Annotated in this window: 16 protein-coding genes; 2 read left to right on the plus strand and 14 right to left on the minus strand. The window is 63.6% G+C overall.

Features of this window, described 5'->3' with window-relative positions; all coding sequences use genetic code 11:
- Positions 1–669: 669 nt before the first annotated feature.
- The 12 genes from NE850_RS09615 to NE850_RS09670 form a co-directional block, all read right to left on the minus strand.
- On the minus strand, positions 670–1308 hold the full coding sequence (locus NE850_RS09615) for a peroxiredoxin (protein WP_007180787.1): 639 nt from the start codon (positions 1306–1308) through the stop codon (positions 670–672).
- Positions 1309–1401: 93 nt separating this feature from the next.
- The gene (locus NE850_RS09620) at positions 1402–2484 is read right to left on the minus strand and encodes a porin (RefSeq protein WP_007180786.1); all 1083 of its coding nucleotides are present in this window, start codon (positions 2482–2484) and stop codon (positions 1402–1404) included.
- Positions 2485–2595: 111 nt separating this feature from the next.
- Positions 2596–3387, minus strand: coding sequence for an ABC transporter ATP-binding protein (locus tag NE850_RS09625; protein ID WP_007180785.1), 792 nt, complete (start codon positions 3385–3387; stop codon positions 2596–2598).
- Positions 3374–4147, minus strand: a complete 774-nt coding sequence (locus NE850_RS09630) for an ATP-binding cassette domain-containing protein (protein WP_007180784.1) — start codon at positions 4145–4147, stop codon at positions 3374–3376. The genes NE850_RS09625 and NE850_RS09630 overlap by 14 nt, the downstream gene beginning before the upstream one ends.
- On the minus strand, positions 4144–5175 hold the full coding sequence (locus NE850_RS09635) for a branched-chain amino acid ABC transporter permease (RefSeq protein WP_007180783.1): 1032 nt from the start codon (positions 5173–5175) through the stop codon (positions 4144–4146). Before NE850_RS09635 ends, NE850_RS09630 begins: the two co-directional genes overlap by 4 nt.
- 7 nt (positions 5176–5182) lie before the next feature.
- Entirely contained in the window at positions 5183–6058 is an 876-nt protein-coding gene (locus tag NE850_RS09640; RefSeq protein ID WP_007180782.1) for a branched-chain amino acid ABC transporter permease, read from the minus strand.
- A gap of 8 nt (positions 6059–6066) precedes the next feature.
- Positions 6067–7284 (minus strand): ABC transporter substrate-binding protein, encoded by a 1218-nt coding sequence (locus NE850_RS09645; protein WP_165186877.1) that lies wholly within the window; start codon positions 7282–7284, stop codon positions 6067–6069.
- A gap of 29 nt (positions 7285–7313) precedes the next feature.
- Entirely contained in the window at positions 7314–8015 is a 702-nt protein-coding gene (locus NE850_RS09650; protein ID WP_165186880.1) for an enoyl-CoA hydratase/isomerase family protein, read from the minus strand.
- 8 nt (positions 8016–8023) lie between these two features.
- The gene (locus NE850_RS09655) at positions 8024–9313 is read right to left on the minus strand and encodes an LLM class flavin-dependent oxidoreductase (RefSeq protein WP_007180779.1); all 1290 of its coding nucleotides are present in this window, start codon (positions 9311–9313) and stop codon (positions 8024–8026) included.
- Positions 9310–10488, minus strand: a complete 1179-nt coding sequence (locus NE850_RS09660; RefSeq protein ID WP_007180778.1) for an LLM class flavin-dependent oxidoreductase — start codon at positions 10486–10488, stop codon at positions 9310–9312. Before NE850_RS09660 ends, NE850_RS09655 begins: the two co-directional genes overlap by 4 nt.
- A 43-nt stretch (positions 10489–10531) precedes the next feature.
- Complete coding sequence (locus tag NE850_RS09665) at positions 10532–10966, minus strand: heme-binding protein (protein WP_007180777.1); 435 nt, start codon at positions 10964–10966, stop codon at positions 10532–10534.
- Entirely contained in the window at positions 10959–11894 is a 936-nt protein-coding gene (locus NE850_RS09670) for a dihydrodipicolinate synthase family protein (protein ID WP_165186883.1), read from the minus strand. The genes NE850_RS09665 and NE850_RS09670 overlap by 8 nt, the downstream gene beginning before the upstream one ends.
- Positions 11895–12060: 166 nt before the next feature.
- Between NE850_RS09670 and NE850_RS09675 the strand changes: the two genes are divergently transcribed.
- Complete coding sequence (locus NE850_RS09675; RefSeq protein WP_007180775.1) at positions 12061–12765, plus strand: peroxiredoxin; 705 nt, start codon at positions 12061–12063, stop codon at positions 12763–12765.
- Positions 12762–13208 carry a helix-turn-helix transcriptional regulator gene (locus tag NE850_RS09680; RefSeq protein WP_007180774.1) on the plus strand — a complete coding sequence of 149 codons (447 nt, stop codon included), beginning with the start codon at positions 12762–12764 and terminating at the stop codon, positions 13206–13208. The genes NE850_RS09675 and NE850_RS09680 overlap by 4 nt, the downstream gene beginning before the upstream one ends.
- A gap of 39 nt (positions 13209–13247) precedes the next feature.
- Here the strand turns inward: NE850_RS09680 and NE850_RS09685 are convergent, their stop codons facing one another.
- Complete coding sequence (locus NE850_RS09685) at positions 13248–14516, minus strand: MFS transporter (protein WP_007180773.1); 1269 nt, start codon at positions 14514–14516, stop codon at positions 13248–13250.
- A gap of 62 nt (positions 14517–14578) precedes the next feature.
- Positions 14579–15880 carry an NtaA/DmoA family FMN-dependent monooxygenase gene (locus NE850_RS09690; RefSeq protein ID WP_007180772.1) on the minus strand — a complete coding sequence of 434 codons (1302 nt, stop codon included), beginning with the start codon at positions 15878–15880 and terminating at the stop codon, positions 14579–14581.
- Positions 15881–15909: the final 29 nt, after the last annotated feature.

The raw sequence follows: 15909 nt of genomic DNA on the forward strand, positions 1-15909 counted from the left end.
TTTGACCACTACAACGAGTCGCATCCGCACAGCGCCCTGAAATACTGCTCACCACGCGAGTTTCGCCAGCGAGCAGATTCACCAACCTAAGCGTGACCGCATGTCCGGTCATGCAGGGGCAAGTCCACATTCCAACGGGTACGTTCGCCAGCTCGTTGTGGAGTTGGAACTCTCCCATCTGATGCATCCACCTAAACGGCGAACCGAAACACGTCTTACAGTCAACGATGAGCTACTTGCGTGGGTAGCCAGTCACCCCGGCAGCACGGCATGGACGGCGACCACTGGAATAACGCACGCCTGCGCGCAGTAATCCACAAGCGCGTGGGGGTGGAGTATTCCAGAGGCTATATCCGGGAGATCGCCATACATACCGGCGTGGGCGACCTGATTACCAGGCGGCGAAACTGAATCACTTGCACCATTCAAGGCGGCATGCGGAAACGATACCCGACACGTTGTGCAGACAGCAAGGGAACCGCTTGCAGTATTCGCCTGATCTGTCTGGCGACCCGCCTTTAAGCCCCCGACGGCACCCTAAGGGGATGGAGCAGACCGTTCCGTTTGGCGTACCAAGCGCCGCTGGATGGCCGGCCAGAGCCAGTGGACTACCGGACGTCCGAAAGTAGGCACCGCACTGCGACAGACACAAGGCTAATATTCATCACCCTACTTGTTCGGCTGCGGTGTCAGGCGCAGATACGGACGCAGCGCCTTATAGCCCTTCGGGAATTTCTGCTTGATGATTTCCTCGTCCTTCAGCGACGGAACGATCACCACGTCATCACCCTGCTTCCAGTTGCCCGGTGTTGCAACCGAGTGACTGTCGGTCAGTTGCAGCGAATCGATCACACGCAGCACTTCGTCGAAGTTACGGCCCGTGCTAGCCGGATAGGTGATGATGAGACGCACCTTCTTCTTCGGGTCGATCACGAACAGCGAGCGCACGGTCAGCGTTTCGTTCGCGTTCGGGTGGATCATGTCGTACAGCTCGGAAACCTTGCGGTCGCCGTCCGCGAGAATCGGGAAGCCGACATTGGCCGCTTGAGTCTCGTTAATGTCTTTAATCCACTCCTTGTGCGACTCGGCGCTGTCGACCGACAGCGCGATGGTCTTCACGTTGCGCTTCTCGAATTCGTCGGCGAGCTTCGCGGTCAGCCCGAGTTCGGTCGTGCAAACCGGCGTGAAGTCAGCGGGATGCGAAAACAGCACACCCCAGCTATCGCCCAGCCACTCATGGAATTTGATCGGGCCGACACTCGACTGTTGCTCGAAATCCGGTGCGATATCGCCAAGACGTAGACTCATGATGCTCTCCTTTAGAACTTGATAGATGACTGACACGCAGACCCTGCCACTCCGTGCAAAGCCGCCGTCGAATAAACCGGCCCTAAAGCCGACTCAGAAAAACTGATGCACGCCCACGCGTAACGCCGTCTGGTTGGGACTGTTCGACGGCGAAAGCAGCGGAATCGCCGCATTGCCGGAACCTTGCGCGTGCTGATAAACGGCCTGCGCGTAGACAATCGTGCGCTTCGACAGCGAGTAGACGTCGCCCACGCCGACTTCCGTGTAGCGCGTGCCCGTCAGCCACGACGCGTATCCGCCGAACGTCACCATATTGGCCACGCTCGTATGCACATCCGCGCCAAGCTCGACGGTTCTCATGCGGCCCGAACCATAGTCGCTGCTCAGATTGACTTGCGTAAGCACGCCGTGCAGTGCCAGATTCCGGTTGACCGACCATGTCGCCGAAAGACCGCCAATGTCCTGCTTCTTCGCGAGAAAGACGCTGCCCTTCGCGAGCGACTGACCGAGAAAGCTCGTATATCCCAGTTGCGAACCCACGTCGATCGAGTGGTTGCGCCAGCTGCTATAAACCGCAGATGCACGCAACGGCCCGTTCGTGTAGATCACGTCGGCACTGACGACACGCCCCGGCTGCGTCGACGTATCGTCGAAGCCGTAGAGCACGGCTGCCTTGAGACCATGAAAATCCGCCGTCGCGTACTTGACCGAGTTGTTGATCGAGTCGCCGCGAATGCCGAGGTTGTCCAGGTTGGCGGGGTGGAACAGATAGAACGTGTACTGCACGCTGCCGTCCGAATCCAGACGCAGCGTTTCCGTTGTGAGATCCAGTTGACGACCGAGCGTCAGCGCGCCGTAACGATTGCTCGACAGGCCGACCCACGCGAAATGGCTGAACGCCTCACCCGCAATCGTGCCGGCACCCGTGCTCGACAGAAAACCGTTCTGCAGGGCGAAAATCGCCTTGAACTGGCCGCCCAGGTCTTCCGATCCGCGAATGCCGTAGAAGTCAGGCACCGCCACGGGGCCAACGGAGGCGGTGCCGTGCCCCTTGATGTTGCTCGTATAGGTGACGCCTTCGTCGATACTGCCATATAGCGTCACGCTGCTTTGCGCGTGTGCCGCCACCGTGAACACAGCAATCACGGCCCCAAACAGACTATTTAATTTTTTCATAGTTAGTATACCTGATTATATGACCAAAATTTCAACCGTTCCAGACACTGCAGTGTGTGAAGAAAACATGGAACTGACCACCTCGCGTCCACGAGGCGGCGGTGAGCACTTCTACGCTGTCAACCGCCCTTTCCGGTAAGCCGTCAGCAGACGCGCGCGGCCGGAAGGTTGAGCGGGGTTATCGGAAGTCACCACCGTGCCGTGATGCAGCACCACGGCGCGGTGCGCTTCGGTCAATACGAGGTCGAGATCGTGCTCGATCCATACGACAGACCGTTTTGCGTCCTGGCACGCAATGCGCACCAGTTCGCCGATCAACGGCCTCTCATCGTGGCTGAGCCCGGAGGCGGGCTCGTCCAGCAACAGGACGTCCGGATCGCGCAACAACGCGCGCGCCAGATCGACGCGACGCAGCACGCCAAGTGGAAGCTCGCCGCAGTACACATCGCGCAGTTCGGCGAGACCGCATAGCTCGGCCATCGCATACGCTCGCTCGCGGGCCTCGCGCTCCTCGCGACGCGCGCGCCACGGCCGCGCGAGGCTGCCCAGTGCGCCGAGCGAAAACCGCGTCGTCCAGCCGAGCAGAATGTTGTCGAGCACTGTGCGCTCACGCAGGAGCTTGAGTCCCTGAAACGTACGCCCAATACCGAGTCTCGCGACACGATGCGGCGCGAGGCCGTCGATACGCGTGTCGTGCAGCCGTATCTCGCTGCCTGCCGCCGGACGGTAGACACCCGTGATGCAGTTGAGCAGCGCGGACTTGCCCGCGCCGTTCGGGCCGATCAGCGCAAGCACTTCCCCGGCCTGCAGGCACAATTCGACGTCGCGCAGCACCTGAAGCCCGCCGAACGAGAGATTCACGCGCTGGAGGCTCAATACAATCGACGGATCAGACCGTTGCATGGTGATCCTCCGGGCGATCGGCTTCATCGCCGTTCGCGCCAAGTCCCAGCATAAGATCGTGGATCGTGCTGAGATCGTCCTGTGACAACGTGCCGAACGTACGCAGCAGACGTCCGCGATCCAGCACGGCGGCAGTGTTGGCGAGCGCGGCAAGCCATTGCGAATCGGACTCCGCGACGAGCATCGTAAGACCGGCTTCGCGGCGCAAACGCGCGAGCCGTTCGCACAGATCCTCGATTACCGGCACGGCGAGCCCGAGCGTCGGTTCATCGAGCAATAGCAGTTGCGGCGAGGCGAGCAAAGCCATGCCGATGCCGAGCATCTGCTGCTCGCCGCCCGAGAGGTTGCCCGCGAGCGAGCCTCTGCGTTCGGCAAGTCGCGGAAACCATCCCAGTACGTCGTCGAGACGAATCGTGTTGTTGCGCGTGCGCGCGGCGCCGATCCGCAGATTGTCGGCGACGCTCAGCAAACCGAATACCTTCTCACGGTCCGGCACGAGGCGCACACCCTGCCTGATACGCTGCGCGATATCGCCCGTACGCAAGACCACGCCGCCGAACACCGCTTCACCGCTGACACGTTGGCCGCGCAGGCGTAAACCCGCCAGCGCGCCGAGCACGGAAGTCTTGCCCGCACCATTGTTGCCCGCGAGCACCAGACTCGTACCGCGAGCAATGGAGAACGAGACGTGGTCCACCGCGCGATCCACGCCGTACGTAATCGACAGCGCGCGCACTTCCATAAGCTGCGCTTCAGTCACGGTTCCCTCCGCGCGGCGGATGCAGCGCCAGGGCGCAGAATGACGCGCCTCGCGCGCGCCGGAAGATCGAGCAACGCACAGACGAGCAGCGCGCCGAGCAACATGTTGTCGATGCCCGCAAGGCGCGTGGTGGCATCGATACCCAGCGTGGCGAGGACCGCCGCAATGGCGTCGGGCAGCACGACGATCGCATACGAGGCGACCACCGCGCCCACGAGTCCGCCCGCGCCGCCGAGCGCGACGACCGTGAGATACATGATGGCCAGATGCAGCGAATAGCCCGTCGCCTGAACATTGCCCAGCCGGTATCCGTCGATGGCGCCCGATGCGGCGATCACCGCAGACGTCAACGCGAAGACCGTGAGCCGTGCACGCACAGGCGAAACGCCCAGTGTCGCGGCCGCCGTCGGCTCCATGCGAAGGAGAGCCCACTCGCGTCCCACATGGCCGCGCTGGAGGCTGCGAAACAGCACATAGACGCCGAGCAGAAGCACGATCGTCATCCCCCACCATTTCGCCGGCGTATCGATCGCGAGGCCCGCAATATGCGGTGACTCGAGCATGAAGCCGCTTGCGTAGGTAAACTTAAGATCGAGGTCGGTCGCGACGATCTGCACGACATGCTGCAATGCCAGCGTGCCGACCGCCAGATAAAGCCCTGAAACACGTAACGTGAGCAACGCGACACCCGCGCCGGCGGCGAAACCGAGAACGAGCGCGAGCAGAAGGGCCGGCAGCATACCCAAGCCCCATTGCGTCGCAAGAATGCCCGCCGAAAACGCGCCGATTGCCATGAAAGCGGCGGTGCCGAGCGAGGGTAGGCCCGCGGATCCCGAAAGGACCGTGAGCGCCATCGCGCCGAGCGCCATCACACCACCGCTGGATGCAATGTAAAGCCCATAGCCGCCCAGCGCGAACGGCGCCCCGAGTGCCGCGATCGCCACCGCGAGCAGCGCGGGCTGCACGGCGCCGCGAGGAAAGATCGTGCGCGTATGCGGTTCCAGCGCACCTGATTGAAGACTCGACATGCTCAGCTCAACTTCTCGAAATGTGTTCGACGCGTCCGCTCAACCCCGCCGGCCGCAGGGCCAGCAGAAGTACCAGCAGGACGACCGGCACGGCGACGCTGTAACGCGCGTCGAACCAGAGGCTCGTGAGGTTCTCGCCGAGGGCGAGCGCGAACGCGCCCGCGAGTGCGCCCGCGGGACTCGTCAATCCGCCCATGATCGCCGCGACGATCCCCGAGAAACCCACAGCGGCCCCGCTGATCGACACGGCCGATATTGCCCCTGAAAAGATTCCGCCCACGGCGCTCAGCATCGACGCGACGATCCAGACGGCCGCGAACCAGCGCGCTGCGGGAATGCCGCTCAGTACCGCGAGCGTCCAGTTGCCCGCTACAGCCTGCAGTTCGATCCCGGCGCGCGACTGGTAGAACGCGAACAGGAGCACGCCGATCAGCGCCGCGCCGATCACCACGATGCACGCACTGACCGCGGAGAACGTCACGCCGCCCCATGCAAGCATGGGATGCGGCAGCGGCAGTTGCACGGTTTCCCCGCTCCATACCGAAGACATCAGGCCCGTAAGAAAGATGCTCACGGCGATGGTGACGACCGTCCCGACAAAGTAATCGCCCGCCGCGGACAGCTGCCGGAGCAGCGCGAATAGCAGCCAGCCGATCAGCGCGGCCACGACGAGCGCACCGGCCACGCCCAGCGCGAAACCCCACACGCCGCCGCCCGCTGCGCGAGCGATGCCGTTCATCACATAGGCGCTCGTCATGCCGATCTCGCCCACGCAAAACATCAGCACGCGGCTCGTGCGCCACGCAAGCACCACGGCGAGCGCAAGCAACGCGTAAGTTACGGCGCTGCTCAGCAGATCGAGCGAGAAAGACCAGACGTTCATCACAATCCTCAGGGCGTGAGCTTGCCGTCGCTCGCAATGCGCTGCCAGCCGCCCACCGCAGAAAGAGACTTGCCCGCTGCGTCGTAGCGATACAGACGCCACGCGGACGGTCCATAGTGGTCGTTCGGCGTGAAGGTGAGACGCGCGCCCGTGAGACCGCCGCTGTCGATGTCCACGTTCTCCAGCGCGGCCCGCAGCGCATCGGGGCCGCACGCGCCCTGGCAACGGCGCAGCGCGTCGGTCACGACGAGCCCCAGTGCCCAGCCGCCCGCGTAACTCGCGTCGTCGTCTGGCATGTGGGCGGCGGCGAGCGCGGTGCGCAGCGCGCTCGCTTGCGAACCGGCGCCGTCGCCATGCGTCACGAAACGCGTGAAGCTGTAGACCTGAAGTTTCGAGTTCGCCGGAACGGCATCGATCAGCGTCTTGTCGCCGATGCCGGTGTCCATCGAGAGAAAGATCCCGCTATATGCGGAAGCGGCCAGCACCGGCAGCAGAGCGGCAAGATGTTCGCGGCCGATGCAGTCGGCCACGACGTCAGGATTCAGCGACACGATCCTGTCGACGACCGCGCGAAAATCGCGCTGGCTGATGGGCACCGTATAGAGCTCGCCGCGCTGATAGCCTTCGGCCTTTGCCTGTTCGAGGATCTTGTTGCAGCTCAGAATCGAGCCCGGCACTTCGAATGCCACGCACGCGATGGTCTTGCCCTGCGGCCGCAACCGGTGCGCAAAGTGCCCGCCGATTATGCCCGCGAGGCTCAACTCCTGGCCTAGCCCGAACGCATATGGCTTGACCGGCGGAAGCACGATCGGAATGTTGATCGGATTCGACGCGAGCACGGGCAGGCCGAGCTTCTGCGCCGCCGCGTATACAGGCGCGTGCGTGTTGGTCGCGCCAAGGCCGAGCACCGCCGAAACGCTCTCGCTCCTGAGCTGCTCGACCGCGTTGAGCGAGCGTTGCGTGTCGCTCTGGATATCGCGTGTGACGATCTGCACCTGCCGCCCGTTGACGCCGCCTGCGCGATTCAGTTGCGCGATATAGAGCTGGAACGCGTCGAACGTGGGTTTGAGCGTGGTGGACTGCTGCCCCGATGCGTCGACGAGATAGCCGAGCTTGTAGGGTGCTTCGGCTGCTTGCGCCGCCTGCGCCATCGATACCGTTGCGGCCGCAACGGCCGCGATCCGCGCGAGCCCAAGCAGGGTCGCGGCAATCTGTTCTTTTAGCATGATGCGAGTTGGTTTGTGCGTCGTTGGGTTCACGGCTTGCCTTGTTCGATCCACGTCGCGAGGCGCTGCACGGCGGCGCCGAGCGTCGCGTCGTCGGGATAGCGGGCAACGCCCTCGTGATAGTCGCGCAGCAGGCGCAATGCCGAAGGCAGATAGCCTTGCAGACTTTCGATGAGCGCCTGTCCCGCACGCTCGAGTTCGGCGCGCGGCACCACGCGGCTCAGCAGGCCGATGGCGCGCGCTTCCTCCGCCGGCACTGCGCGCCCCGTAATCACGAGCTCCTGCGCGATGCGCGGCGCGATGAAATACGGCGCATACGCGGCCACCACGAGCGGCGCCAGTCCGTGATGGATCTCGTCGAAGCCAAGCACGGCGTCGGCGGCGCCGATCGAAATCGTGCTGTGCAACGCGATGCCCGAGCCGAAACCCAGCGCGCGACCCTGGATCAGCGCAATGCTCACGCCGTCGAAGGCACGCAGCGCGGCATTGGCCTTGAGAATCAGCGTGAGGTTCTGTTCGCGCGTCACATCGGGCACGCGCTCCTTCTGGTCGCGGCCCACGGTGAAGTCGGCGCCTTTGGCGTCGATCAGCAGGAAGCGCGCGCGGCTCTCGCGCGCCGCAGCGAGCGCCGCGATGTAATCGTTCATCATGCGGTACGTGATCGCATTCGATGTCGTGGGACTGTCGAACGTGATACGCGCCACGTCGTCTGTTTTCGTGTACTGCAACATCGCTGACCTCATAGACCTAGATTGGATCGCAGCGTCGTGCCAACCGGCTCGCTGCGAAAAAGACCGCGCTTTTGCAGGTGCGGAATCACGTGTTGGGTGAAATCGGCGAGCCCTTCCGGCAGCACGTCGATCATCAGATTGAAGCCGTCGCAGGCCCGCTCGCTGTGCCACGTCTCGATCGTCGTCGCGACCTGTTCCGGTGTGCCGACCACCTGCAGATGCCCGCCGCCGTTGCGATAAAGAATCTCGCGCACGGTCAGGTTCTCCTGCAGCCCCAGTTCCAGCGCGGCGCGGCGAAATCCCTCCGATCCCTTGAAGGCCGTGTTCTCGCGGATGGCATCGAACGGCAACGGTTTGTCGAGTTCGAGCGCGTCGACGGGAACGCCCACGCGCAGCGCGAGCTTCCTGAGTTCGGCGTTGCCGGCAAGTGCGTCGAGTTCACGTTTGCGTTCGCGCGCCTGCGCTTCAGTGCCGCCCAGCACCGCCAACAGACCGGGCAGCACTGCTACGCGGTTGGGATCCCGGCCGAATGCGCGCGCCCGCGCGCGGATATCCGCGCGGAACGCCTGTGCTCCGGCGAGCGTGTTCTGCGCCGTGAACACGGCGTCGGCCGTGCGTGCGGCCAGCGCGCGGCCCGCTTCGGACGATCCCGCCTGAAACAGCACCGGCGAACCCTGCGGCGAAGGCGGCAGCGTCGCCGGTCCCCGCACGCTGAAGTGCTCGCCGCGATGATCAATGGCGTGTACCTGCGCGGCGTCGACGAACACGCCCGCAGCCTTGTCGCCGACGAGCGCCCGCGGCGACCAGCTCTGCCAGAGCGCCCGCACCACGTCGACGAACTCCTCCGCTCGCGCATAGCGCGACGCGGGCGCCGGCAGCGGCGCGTCGCCGAAATTCGCGGCCACGTCGGGCACGAAGGTCGTCACTACATTCCAGCCGGCACGGCCGCCGCTCAGATGATCGAGCGTCGAGACACGCCGGGCGAGACTGAACGGCTCGTTATAGGTCGTCGACGCCGTGCCCACGAGACCGAGATGGGTGGTCGCGTCCGCTATCGCGGCAAGCGCGAGCAGCGGATCTACCGCGCCGAGATTGGGCCGCTCGAAGTTCTCCTCGCCCACCGCCAGCGTATCGGCAAGAAAAAGCGCGTGCAGACAGCCCGCCTCCGCCGTGCGGCCAAGCTCGCGATAGAACGGCAGCCCGAGCGACGAAAACGCCTCGTCGCGCCGGTAGCGCCATGCGCCCGGATGCATGCCGACACCCAGCACCACCGCGTTCAGGATCAGACCGGTGCTCATACGGCCTTCGACCGCAGGCCGCGCGCTTCGAGCAACGGCACCACGTTCTGCGCGAAGAATTCGAGTTCCGGCGCATAGTCGTAGAAGCCCAGCTGAACGCCGTCGAAGCCTGCTTCGTGCAGCTTCTGCAAGGCGTCGGCCACATCCGTTGGACTCCCAACTATCTGGATATGCCCGCCGAGAACCCGGTCGGCGGGAACGTGCCCCTTCCATCCCTGGGCATCGCCTCCGCTGTGCCGTGCCGTATACGCGCGGATCGACTCGTAATCGGCCTGTGCCACGATCGCGTCGCGATACGCGAAAGCCTCTTCGCGCGTCGGCTTGCAGATGATCATGGGGAAGATGATGACCTTCGGATCGCGGCCCGTTCCCGCATAAGGCTCACGAATCTGCGCGACGTGCTCGGGCAACGCCTCGATAGCGCGCTCGAAGACGGCGCCCGCCGGGCTCGACGTGAACACCACGTCCGAGTGCCGCGACGCGTACTCGAAACCCGCGCGAGAAGCGCTCGCGGAAACCATGATCGGCCGGCCATATTTGGGCCGCGGCGAAACATACGCGCCCTCCAGCCGGTAGAAGCGCCCCTCGTGCGTGAGATTCTCTTCGCCGGCCCAGAGTGTTTCGAGCACGGACGCGAATTCGCTGGCCCGATCGTAGCGTTCGTCGTGCACGATACGTTCCATGCCGAACATGCGCGGCTCCGCGGCATCGTATCCCGTCACGATGTTCAAGCCGAACCTGCCGCCCGCGATGTGATCCACCGTCGCCGCGAAACGCGCGAGATGCAGCGGATGCAGATCGCCATACAGGATATGCACGGTCGAAATGGTGATGAGCCGCCTGGTCAACGCGCTCAGCGCAACCGTGGCCATGAACGGATCGAGGAAATTCTCACGATAGTGCGAAGCGCCGCCAAAGCCTCCCTTCGGCACCCACTGCTGGAGACCGAACGCGAATTCGAAGCCATGCGCTTCCGCGCGCAGCGCGAGCGCGCGGTTGTATTCGAACGACCAGTCGGTCCCGCGCGGATACGTCGACTGCGAGAAGCCGCCGGTCTGGATCGGCAGGAACAGGCCAAGCATCAGCGGTTGCTTTGCTGCCTGGGAAAGCGGGCTGTCGGGGAAATCGAGCGGGCCACGCAGTGCGGTACTGGAATTGACGGTAATGGTAGACATGGTTCTCGCGCCTGGAAAATGAGGTCCCTCGTGCGCCGCGCGCTTACTCCGCGAAGCCGGTCCGTTCGCGGAACCAGGCCACGGCCGCTTCGGCCACGATCAGGTCTTCGTCCGCGGTTCCTGAACTCACACCCACGCCGCCGACGATCGCGCCGTTCACCGTCACCGGCAGACCGCCGCCGATGATGCTGAAGTGCCCGCCGTTCGTGACGTGAATACCGAACGTGCCCTTGCCCGGCACGCAGAGCTGGTTGTAGACGTGCGTGCCCTTGCGCGCGACAGCGCCCGTGAACGCTTTGTCGATCGCGATGCTGATACTGCTGATCTTGCCGCCGTCCATCCGCTCGAACGTGATGAGGTGGCCCGATTCGTCGGTCACGGCGGTGCACATCGGAATGGCAAGTTCAGTGGCTTTCAGGCGTGCGCCTTCAAGCAGGATGGCCGCTTCGGCGACCGAAAGTCGTTGGATTTCAAGCATGATTTTCAGTGACGTGGCTAAGGTCTGTGGATTGGAGATAGGTTGCGATCTGCGCGGCTTCGTCGTCGGTCAGGGTGCCGAACGGCGGGTACGGCTCGCCGATGCAGCGGCCCAACGCGTGCAGCGCCGCCTTCATGGTCGGCAGCAGACCGCGATGCATCCAGCGCGCGGGAAACAGCGAAAACTGCTGTTGCAGTCGCGCGGCTTCGGCTGCGTTGCCGCCGGCGAATGCGGCGATGATCTTCGCGCCCAGTTCGGCAAGCGGCGGCGGCATGGTCGCGCCGCTGCCGCCCAGTTGCAGCGTGATCAGCAGCATTTGCGACGTCGTGAGGTACTGTGCGTGACCCGCGCGATCGATCTGTTCGATGAGCCGTCCCACGCGTGCGAGGTCGCGCGAGCTTTCCTTCACGTACTTCACGCGCTCGAGCTTCGCCAGTTCGACCGTTGCTTCCGGGCCGAGGTCGGCGCCCGGACCGGGATTCAGATAGAGCATGATCGGCAGTTCGGTTTCGCGCGCGATCAACTCGAAATAGCGGACGACCTCCGCCGTGCTGGGCGCGCCGCCGAACGGACGCAACGGCGCGAGCAGCTGGATGGCGTGCGCGCCGAGCGAGGAAGCAAGCTGTCCCAGTTCGACAGCGCTGCGGATCGAAGGATGTGAGATGCCGACCACCACGGGAACCCGGGCGTCGACAGCCTCGACCGTGGCGCGCACGAGCGCCTTGCGCTCCTCGAACGGCAGATAGTGATATTCCTGCGTCTCGACGCCGGCTGCGACCACCATCGTGGCGCGGCAGTCTTCGACCACGTAGTCGATATGAGTAGCGAGCGCAGCGCGATCGACTTTCAGCGACGAATCGAATGGAGTCAGCGGCGGCACGACGAGTGCCGGTGTAGTTTTGACGTTTGTGGATTTGATAGTATTCACTTGTAGATTGCGATAAGTATTAGTAGATTTTCTGGCTCGAAACCGCTAAATTACATTCGTTTCGCATTGAAATCGCAGTATTGATTTCGCACTTTCGCAAGTCAACAAACAAAAAACGCTTTCGTTATTCGCTAACCCAGCAATTCCGCAACAACGGATAAATTGAATGGACAACATCGGAGAAGACTTTCGCGCTCAGCGGCCGCCCTTCCTGTACGAACCCGCGCCCGACTTCGAGGCGCGCTCCACAATGGGAATGGTTTCCTCGGCGGATTACCGCGGAAAATGGCTGCTGTTCTTTTCCCACCCTGCGGATTTCACGCCGGTCTGCACGAGCGAATTGATCGCTTTTGCACGCATCGCTCCGCGTTTCAAGGAGCTTGGCTGCGAGCTTCTCGCGCTTTCCATAGACGGGCTCTACTCACATCTCGCATGGCTGCGCAGTATTCAGGAGCGCTTCAACATAGACATTCCATTTCCTGTCGTTGAAGACCCGTCAATGGCCGTGGCGAAGGCCTATGGCATGCTGCCGCCGAAAGCGGTTTCGTCGAGCACGGTGCGCGGCATGTTCCTGATCGACCCCGAGGGCATCATCAAGGCGATCAGCTGGTATCCCATCTCCACCGGCCGGTCGGTCGAGGAAGCATTCCGCCTCTTCCAGGCAGTCCGAATGACCTGGCAGGAAAATCTCTACGCACCGGCTGACTGGCAACCGGGTTCACCATGCGTGGTGCCGCCACCCAAGACGATCGAGGACGCGTCGAAACGCCTTTCGGAAGACGATGTACTCGACTGGTACTATCAGACTCGCCAGATCGCCCAGGACGCGCCGCCGGAACGCGCACCGGGCAAGCGAGGACGGCGCGCATGAGCGAACACGGAATGGACACACAGGACATCACCGCCATTGCCAATTATTTGCGTATCGTGAGCCATCCCAGCCGGCTCGCGATTGCCATGCTGCTGCTCGACGGTCCGCGCGCGGTCTCCGAAATCGAACTGGCGCTGGGACTGCGTCAGCCCAACCTTTCGCAGCATCTCGGTGTGATGCGCGACGCCCAGGTGCTGACCGCGAGCCGCCGCGCCAAATCGGTCGTCTACGATGTTGCGGACGGACCGCCCAGAATCCTGATGCAGGCGCTACGCCAGTGCGCTCCCGTCAGGACCACGGCCGGGCCTTTGGCGACACCGCTCGTGGCGCAACCGGCAGGCGCCGCATTGGACCGGAAAAACTCGCTCAACGAATCCGACGACGGCCTCATGTTCGCGCAGGTTGTGCAGCGTCAGAGCACGCCTTCGGGGCCGGACAGCTGACATGCGCCCATCCGTCGATTAGATGCGCGCGCAACAATGTCAGTCTGGCAGCCCCTTGCCGCGTGTCTCGGGCAGGAACAGCACCGCAACCGCACCAAGCAGATAGATTGGAGCGAACCACAACGCCACCTTCCCCATTCCGCCGAGTGCCGCCGCGAGCGTGCCCGCGGCGATCGCACCCGCCATCGCCAGATAGCGCGCACCTGAAAAGATGACGCTGATGGCGGTCGCGCGGATGCGCGTGGGGAAGAGTTCCGGCGTATGGATCGCGTACCAGCTGTACAGGCCGCCGGTGAAGAACCCCGACACCAGTTGCGCAACCGTTACCGCCTTCGCGGAGCCAAGGCCGGCGAACACGAATGGCACGATCAGAAGCGAGCCGAGCAGATAGACGATCGTCGTCGGACGGCGGCCCCATGCTTCGGCGAGAAACCCCATCGCAATGCAGCCGACGATCTCGCCGAGGTTGTAAAGCGCACCGGCCCAGCCGGCGAGCGACGCTGCCTCGCGCGGATCATGCGCGAGACTTGCGACGAAGGTCGGCAGAAAAGACGTGACCGCCCACCACCCGCCGGTAATGGCCACCGACACGGCGAGCGCAGCCAGCAGACGACGACGCACGTACGGCTGTGCGAACAATGCAAGCGGACTGACCTCGTTGCGGGTCTGCGTCCAGCGTGCCGACTCGGGAATGTGGCGGTAGACCGCGAAGATGATGAGCAGCGGCACGATGCCGAACAGGTACATCCAGCGCCACGACAATCCGAACGACGATCCGACGAGAATCCACAGCCCGGAGACCAGCAGGCCGCCCACTGAAAAGCCCGCCTGCAGAAGTCCGGCACCGCGCGTGCGCCACTTTTCGGGCCACGTCTCCTGGAGCAGCGACGTGCCCACGCCCCACTCCGCGCCAATGCCGATACCCGTGAGAAAGCGCGCGAGCGCGAGCCACTGCCATGTCGACGTAAGCGCCGACGCCGTCGTGGCGAGGCTATAGAGCACGACGCCCAGCAGCATCACCTTGCGCCGCCCGAGCCGGTCGCCCAGCACGCCACCCAGCACGCCGCCGGTTGCCCATCCGGCAAGCGTGATCATCACCAGATAGCCGAGATAGCGGGCGAAAAACGGCGATGCCTCGTGCGGCAGCAGGTCCGCCAGCGCGGGGCGCGCCGTGACGAGCAGCACGAACGTGTCGTATCCGTCCGCTATCCAGAAGGTCGTGACAATGGCGATCACGACCCATGCATGCCGCGTGAGTGAGGTGCTGCCCGGCGCCGAAGGCTCACGGATCGATTGGTTCGCGTACATAGGTAATTAGTATGTCTTAACGTATCGCAGGTTGATGGGGCAAGCAGCAGACCGGACGCGCGCTAGAACGCCATCAGGTTGTCACGGAATTGCTCATGTTCGTATTGCGTGCGCACGACGCCGAGCCGCTGGAGCTCGGGAACGAGGCCATCGGTGATCTCGGCGATGTAGCGGCGCGTGAGATCCGGGTCCATCAGCAGAAAACCATCGCCGCCCACCTCGTCGACGATTTCGCTGAGCCGCGCGGCCACATCCTGCGCGGTGCCGACCAGATTCACGTCCGAGAGCATCTTGCCGGTGCCGCTGATTTCGCGAAGCGTGCGGCCGCTGTACTGGGCGACGAGCGTCTGATGGCCGTTCGATTTCAACTCGGGAAGCGGCTCATCCAGATCGAACTTCGAAAAATCAATGCCGCTCGTGCGCGAGAGCGACGCCAGATGCGCGTCCAGATGCCGGCTCGCGTCTTCGAGTTGCGCGCGACGGCGCATTTCGGCGTTTTCGCGCGACTCGTCGACAATGGGCGTGATCAGGAACAGCACCTTGATGCTGTCCGGGTCGCGTCCCGCCTCGCGGGCTTTGGCTCGAATGTCGTCGCGAAACGCTTTCATCGAAGCGACACTGCGCGCGGTGCCGATCACGGTTTCGGCCCAGCGCGCGGCGAATTGACGGCCGCGCGGCGATCCGCCCGCCTGGCAGATAACAGGCCTTCCCTGCGGCGAGCGAGGGGCGCCAAGCGGGCCGCGCGACCGGAAGTACTGGCCCTCGAAATGCACCGGATGCACCTTCGAAGGATCCGCGAAAATCTCGTTCTGCTGGTCCATTACCACGGCGTCGGCATCCCACGACTCCCACAGTCTGGTGACCAGATCCACGTATTCGTCGGCCATGTCGTAGCGCTGGTCGTGCGGATACTGCCTGTCGAGCCCGAAGTTCTGTGCGCCGCCGTCGTTGCTGCCCGTCACGAGATTCCAGCCTGCGCGGCCGTGACTCACATGATCGAGTGTGTTGGTCAGGCGCGCGAGTTGAAACGGGTGATATTCGGTCGTCGAAAGCGTCGTAACGACGCCGAGCCGCCGTGTCGCCTGAATCAGGAACGATGCAAGCACGGCCGGATCCAGCTTGGGCGAATCGACCGCGTAGCGCAGATAGATATCGTGCGAATTCTGATAGGTGTACGGAATGTTCGACGAGTCTTCGATCATCACGTAGTCGAACGCGGCGCGTTCGAGTGCGCGCGAGAGATCCACGAAAAGATCGGGCGACGTCCAGCCCTTGGGGTTCGGGCCGCCCCAAGGCAGCCGCCATGCCTTGGGACCGAAGCCGCGGGAGATGAACCAGGCGAGATGAAACGGTTTGCGTGCCATGTCTGCTTCGTTACGGTCGGATGCGACGG

This window comes from Paraburkholderia sp. USG1, from assembly GCF_031570135.1.
In the GTDB taxonomy this organism is placed as follows: domain Bacteria; phylum Pseudomonadota; class Gammaproteobacteria; order Burkholderiales; family Burkholderiaceae; genus Paraburkholderia; species Paraburkholderia dioscoreae.

Excerpts from the sequence above, each read along its gene's own strand:
- NE850_RS09645 (WP_165186877.1), bottom strand. The coding sequence starts at position 7,284 with ATGCTAAAAGAACAGATTGCCGCGACCCTGCTTGGGCTCGCGCGGATC.
- NE850_RS09625 (WP_007180785.1), bottom strand. The coding sequence starts at position 3,387 with ATGCAACGGTCTGATCCGTCGATTGTATTGAGCCTCCAGCGCGTGAAT.
- NE850_RS09680 (WP_007180774.1), top strand. The coding sequence starts at position 12,762 with ATGAGCGAACACGGAATGGACACACAGGACATCACCGCCATTGCCAAT.
- NE850_RS09655 (WP_007180779.1), bottom strand. The coding sequence starts at position 9,313 with ATGAGCACCGGTCTGATCCTGAACGCGGTGGTGCTGGGTGTCGGCATG.
- NE850_RS09650 (WP_165186880.1), bottom strand. The coding sequence starts at position 8,015 with ATGTTGCAGTACACGAAAACAGACGACGTGGCGCGTATCACGTTCGAC.
- NE850_RS09675 (WP_007180775.1), top strand. The coding sequence starts at position 12,061 with ATGGACAACATCGGAGAAGACTTTCGCGCTCAGCGGCCGCCCTTCCTG.
- NE850_RS09685 (WP_007180773.1), bottom strand. The coding sequence starts at position 14,516 with ATGTACGCGAACCAATCGATCCGTGAGCCTTCGGCGCCGGGCAGCACC.
- NE850_RS09690 (WP_007180772.1), bottom strand. The coding sequence starts at position 15,880 with ATGGCACGCAAACCGTTTCATCTCGCCTGGTTCATCTCCCGCGGCTTC.
- NE850_RS09660 (WP_007180778.1), bottom strand. The coding sequence starts at position 10,488 with ATGTCTACCATTACCGTCAATTCCAGTACCGCACTGCGTGGCCCGCTC.
- NE850_RS09665 (WP_007180777.1), bottom strand. The coding sequence starts at position 10,966 with ATGCTTGAAATCCAACGACTTTCGGTCGCCGAAGCGGCCATCCTGCTT.
- NE850_RS09615 (WP_007180787.1), bottom strand. The coding sequence starts at position 1,308 with ATGAGTCTACGTCTTGGCGATATCGCACCGGATTTCGAGCAACAGTCG.
- NE850_RS09620 (WP_007180786.1), bottom strand. The coding sequence starts at position 2,484 with ATGAAAAAATTAAATAGTCTGTTTGGGGCCGTGATTGCTGTGTTCACG.
- NE850_RS09640 (WP_007180782.1), bottom strand. The coding sequence starts at position 6,058 with ATGAACGTCTGGTCTTTCTCGCTCGATCTGCTGAGCAGCGCCGTAACT.
- NE850_RS09635 (WP_007180783.1), bottom strand. The coding sequence starts at position 5,175 with ATGTCGAGTCTTCAATCAGGTGCGCTGGAACCGCATACGCGCACGATC.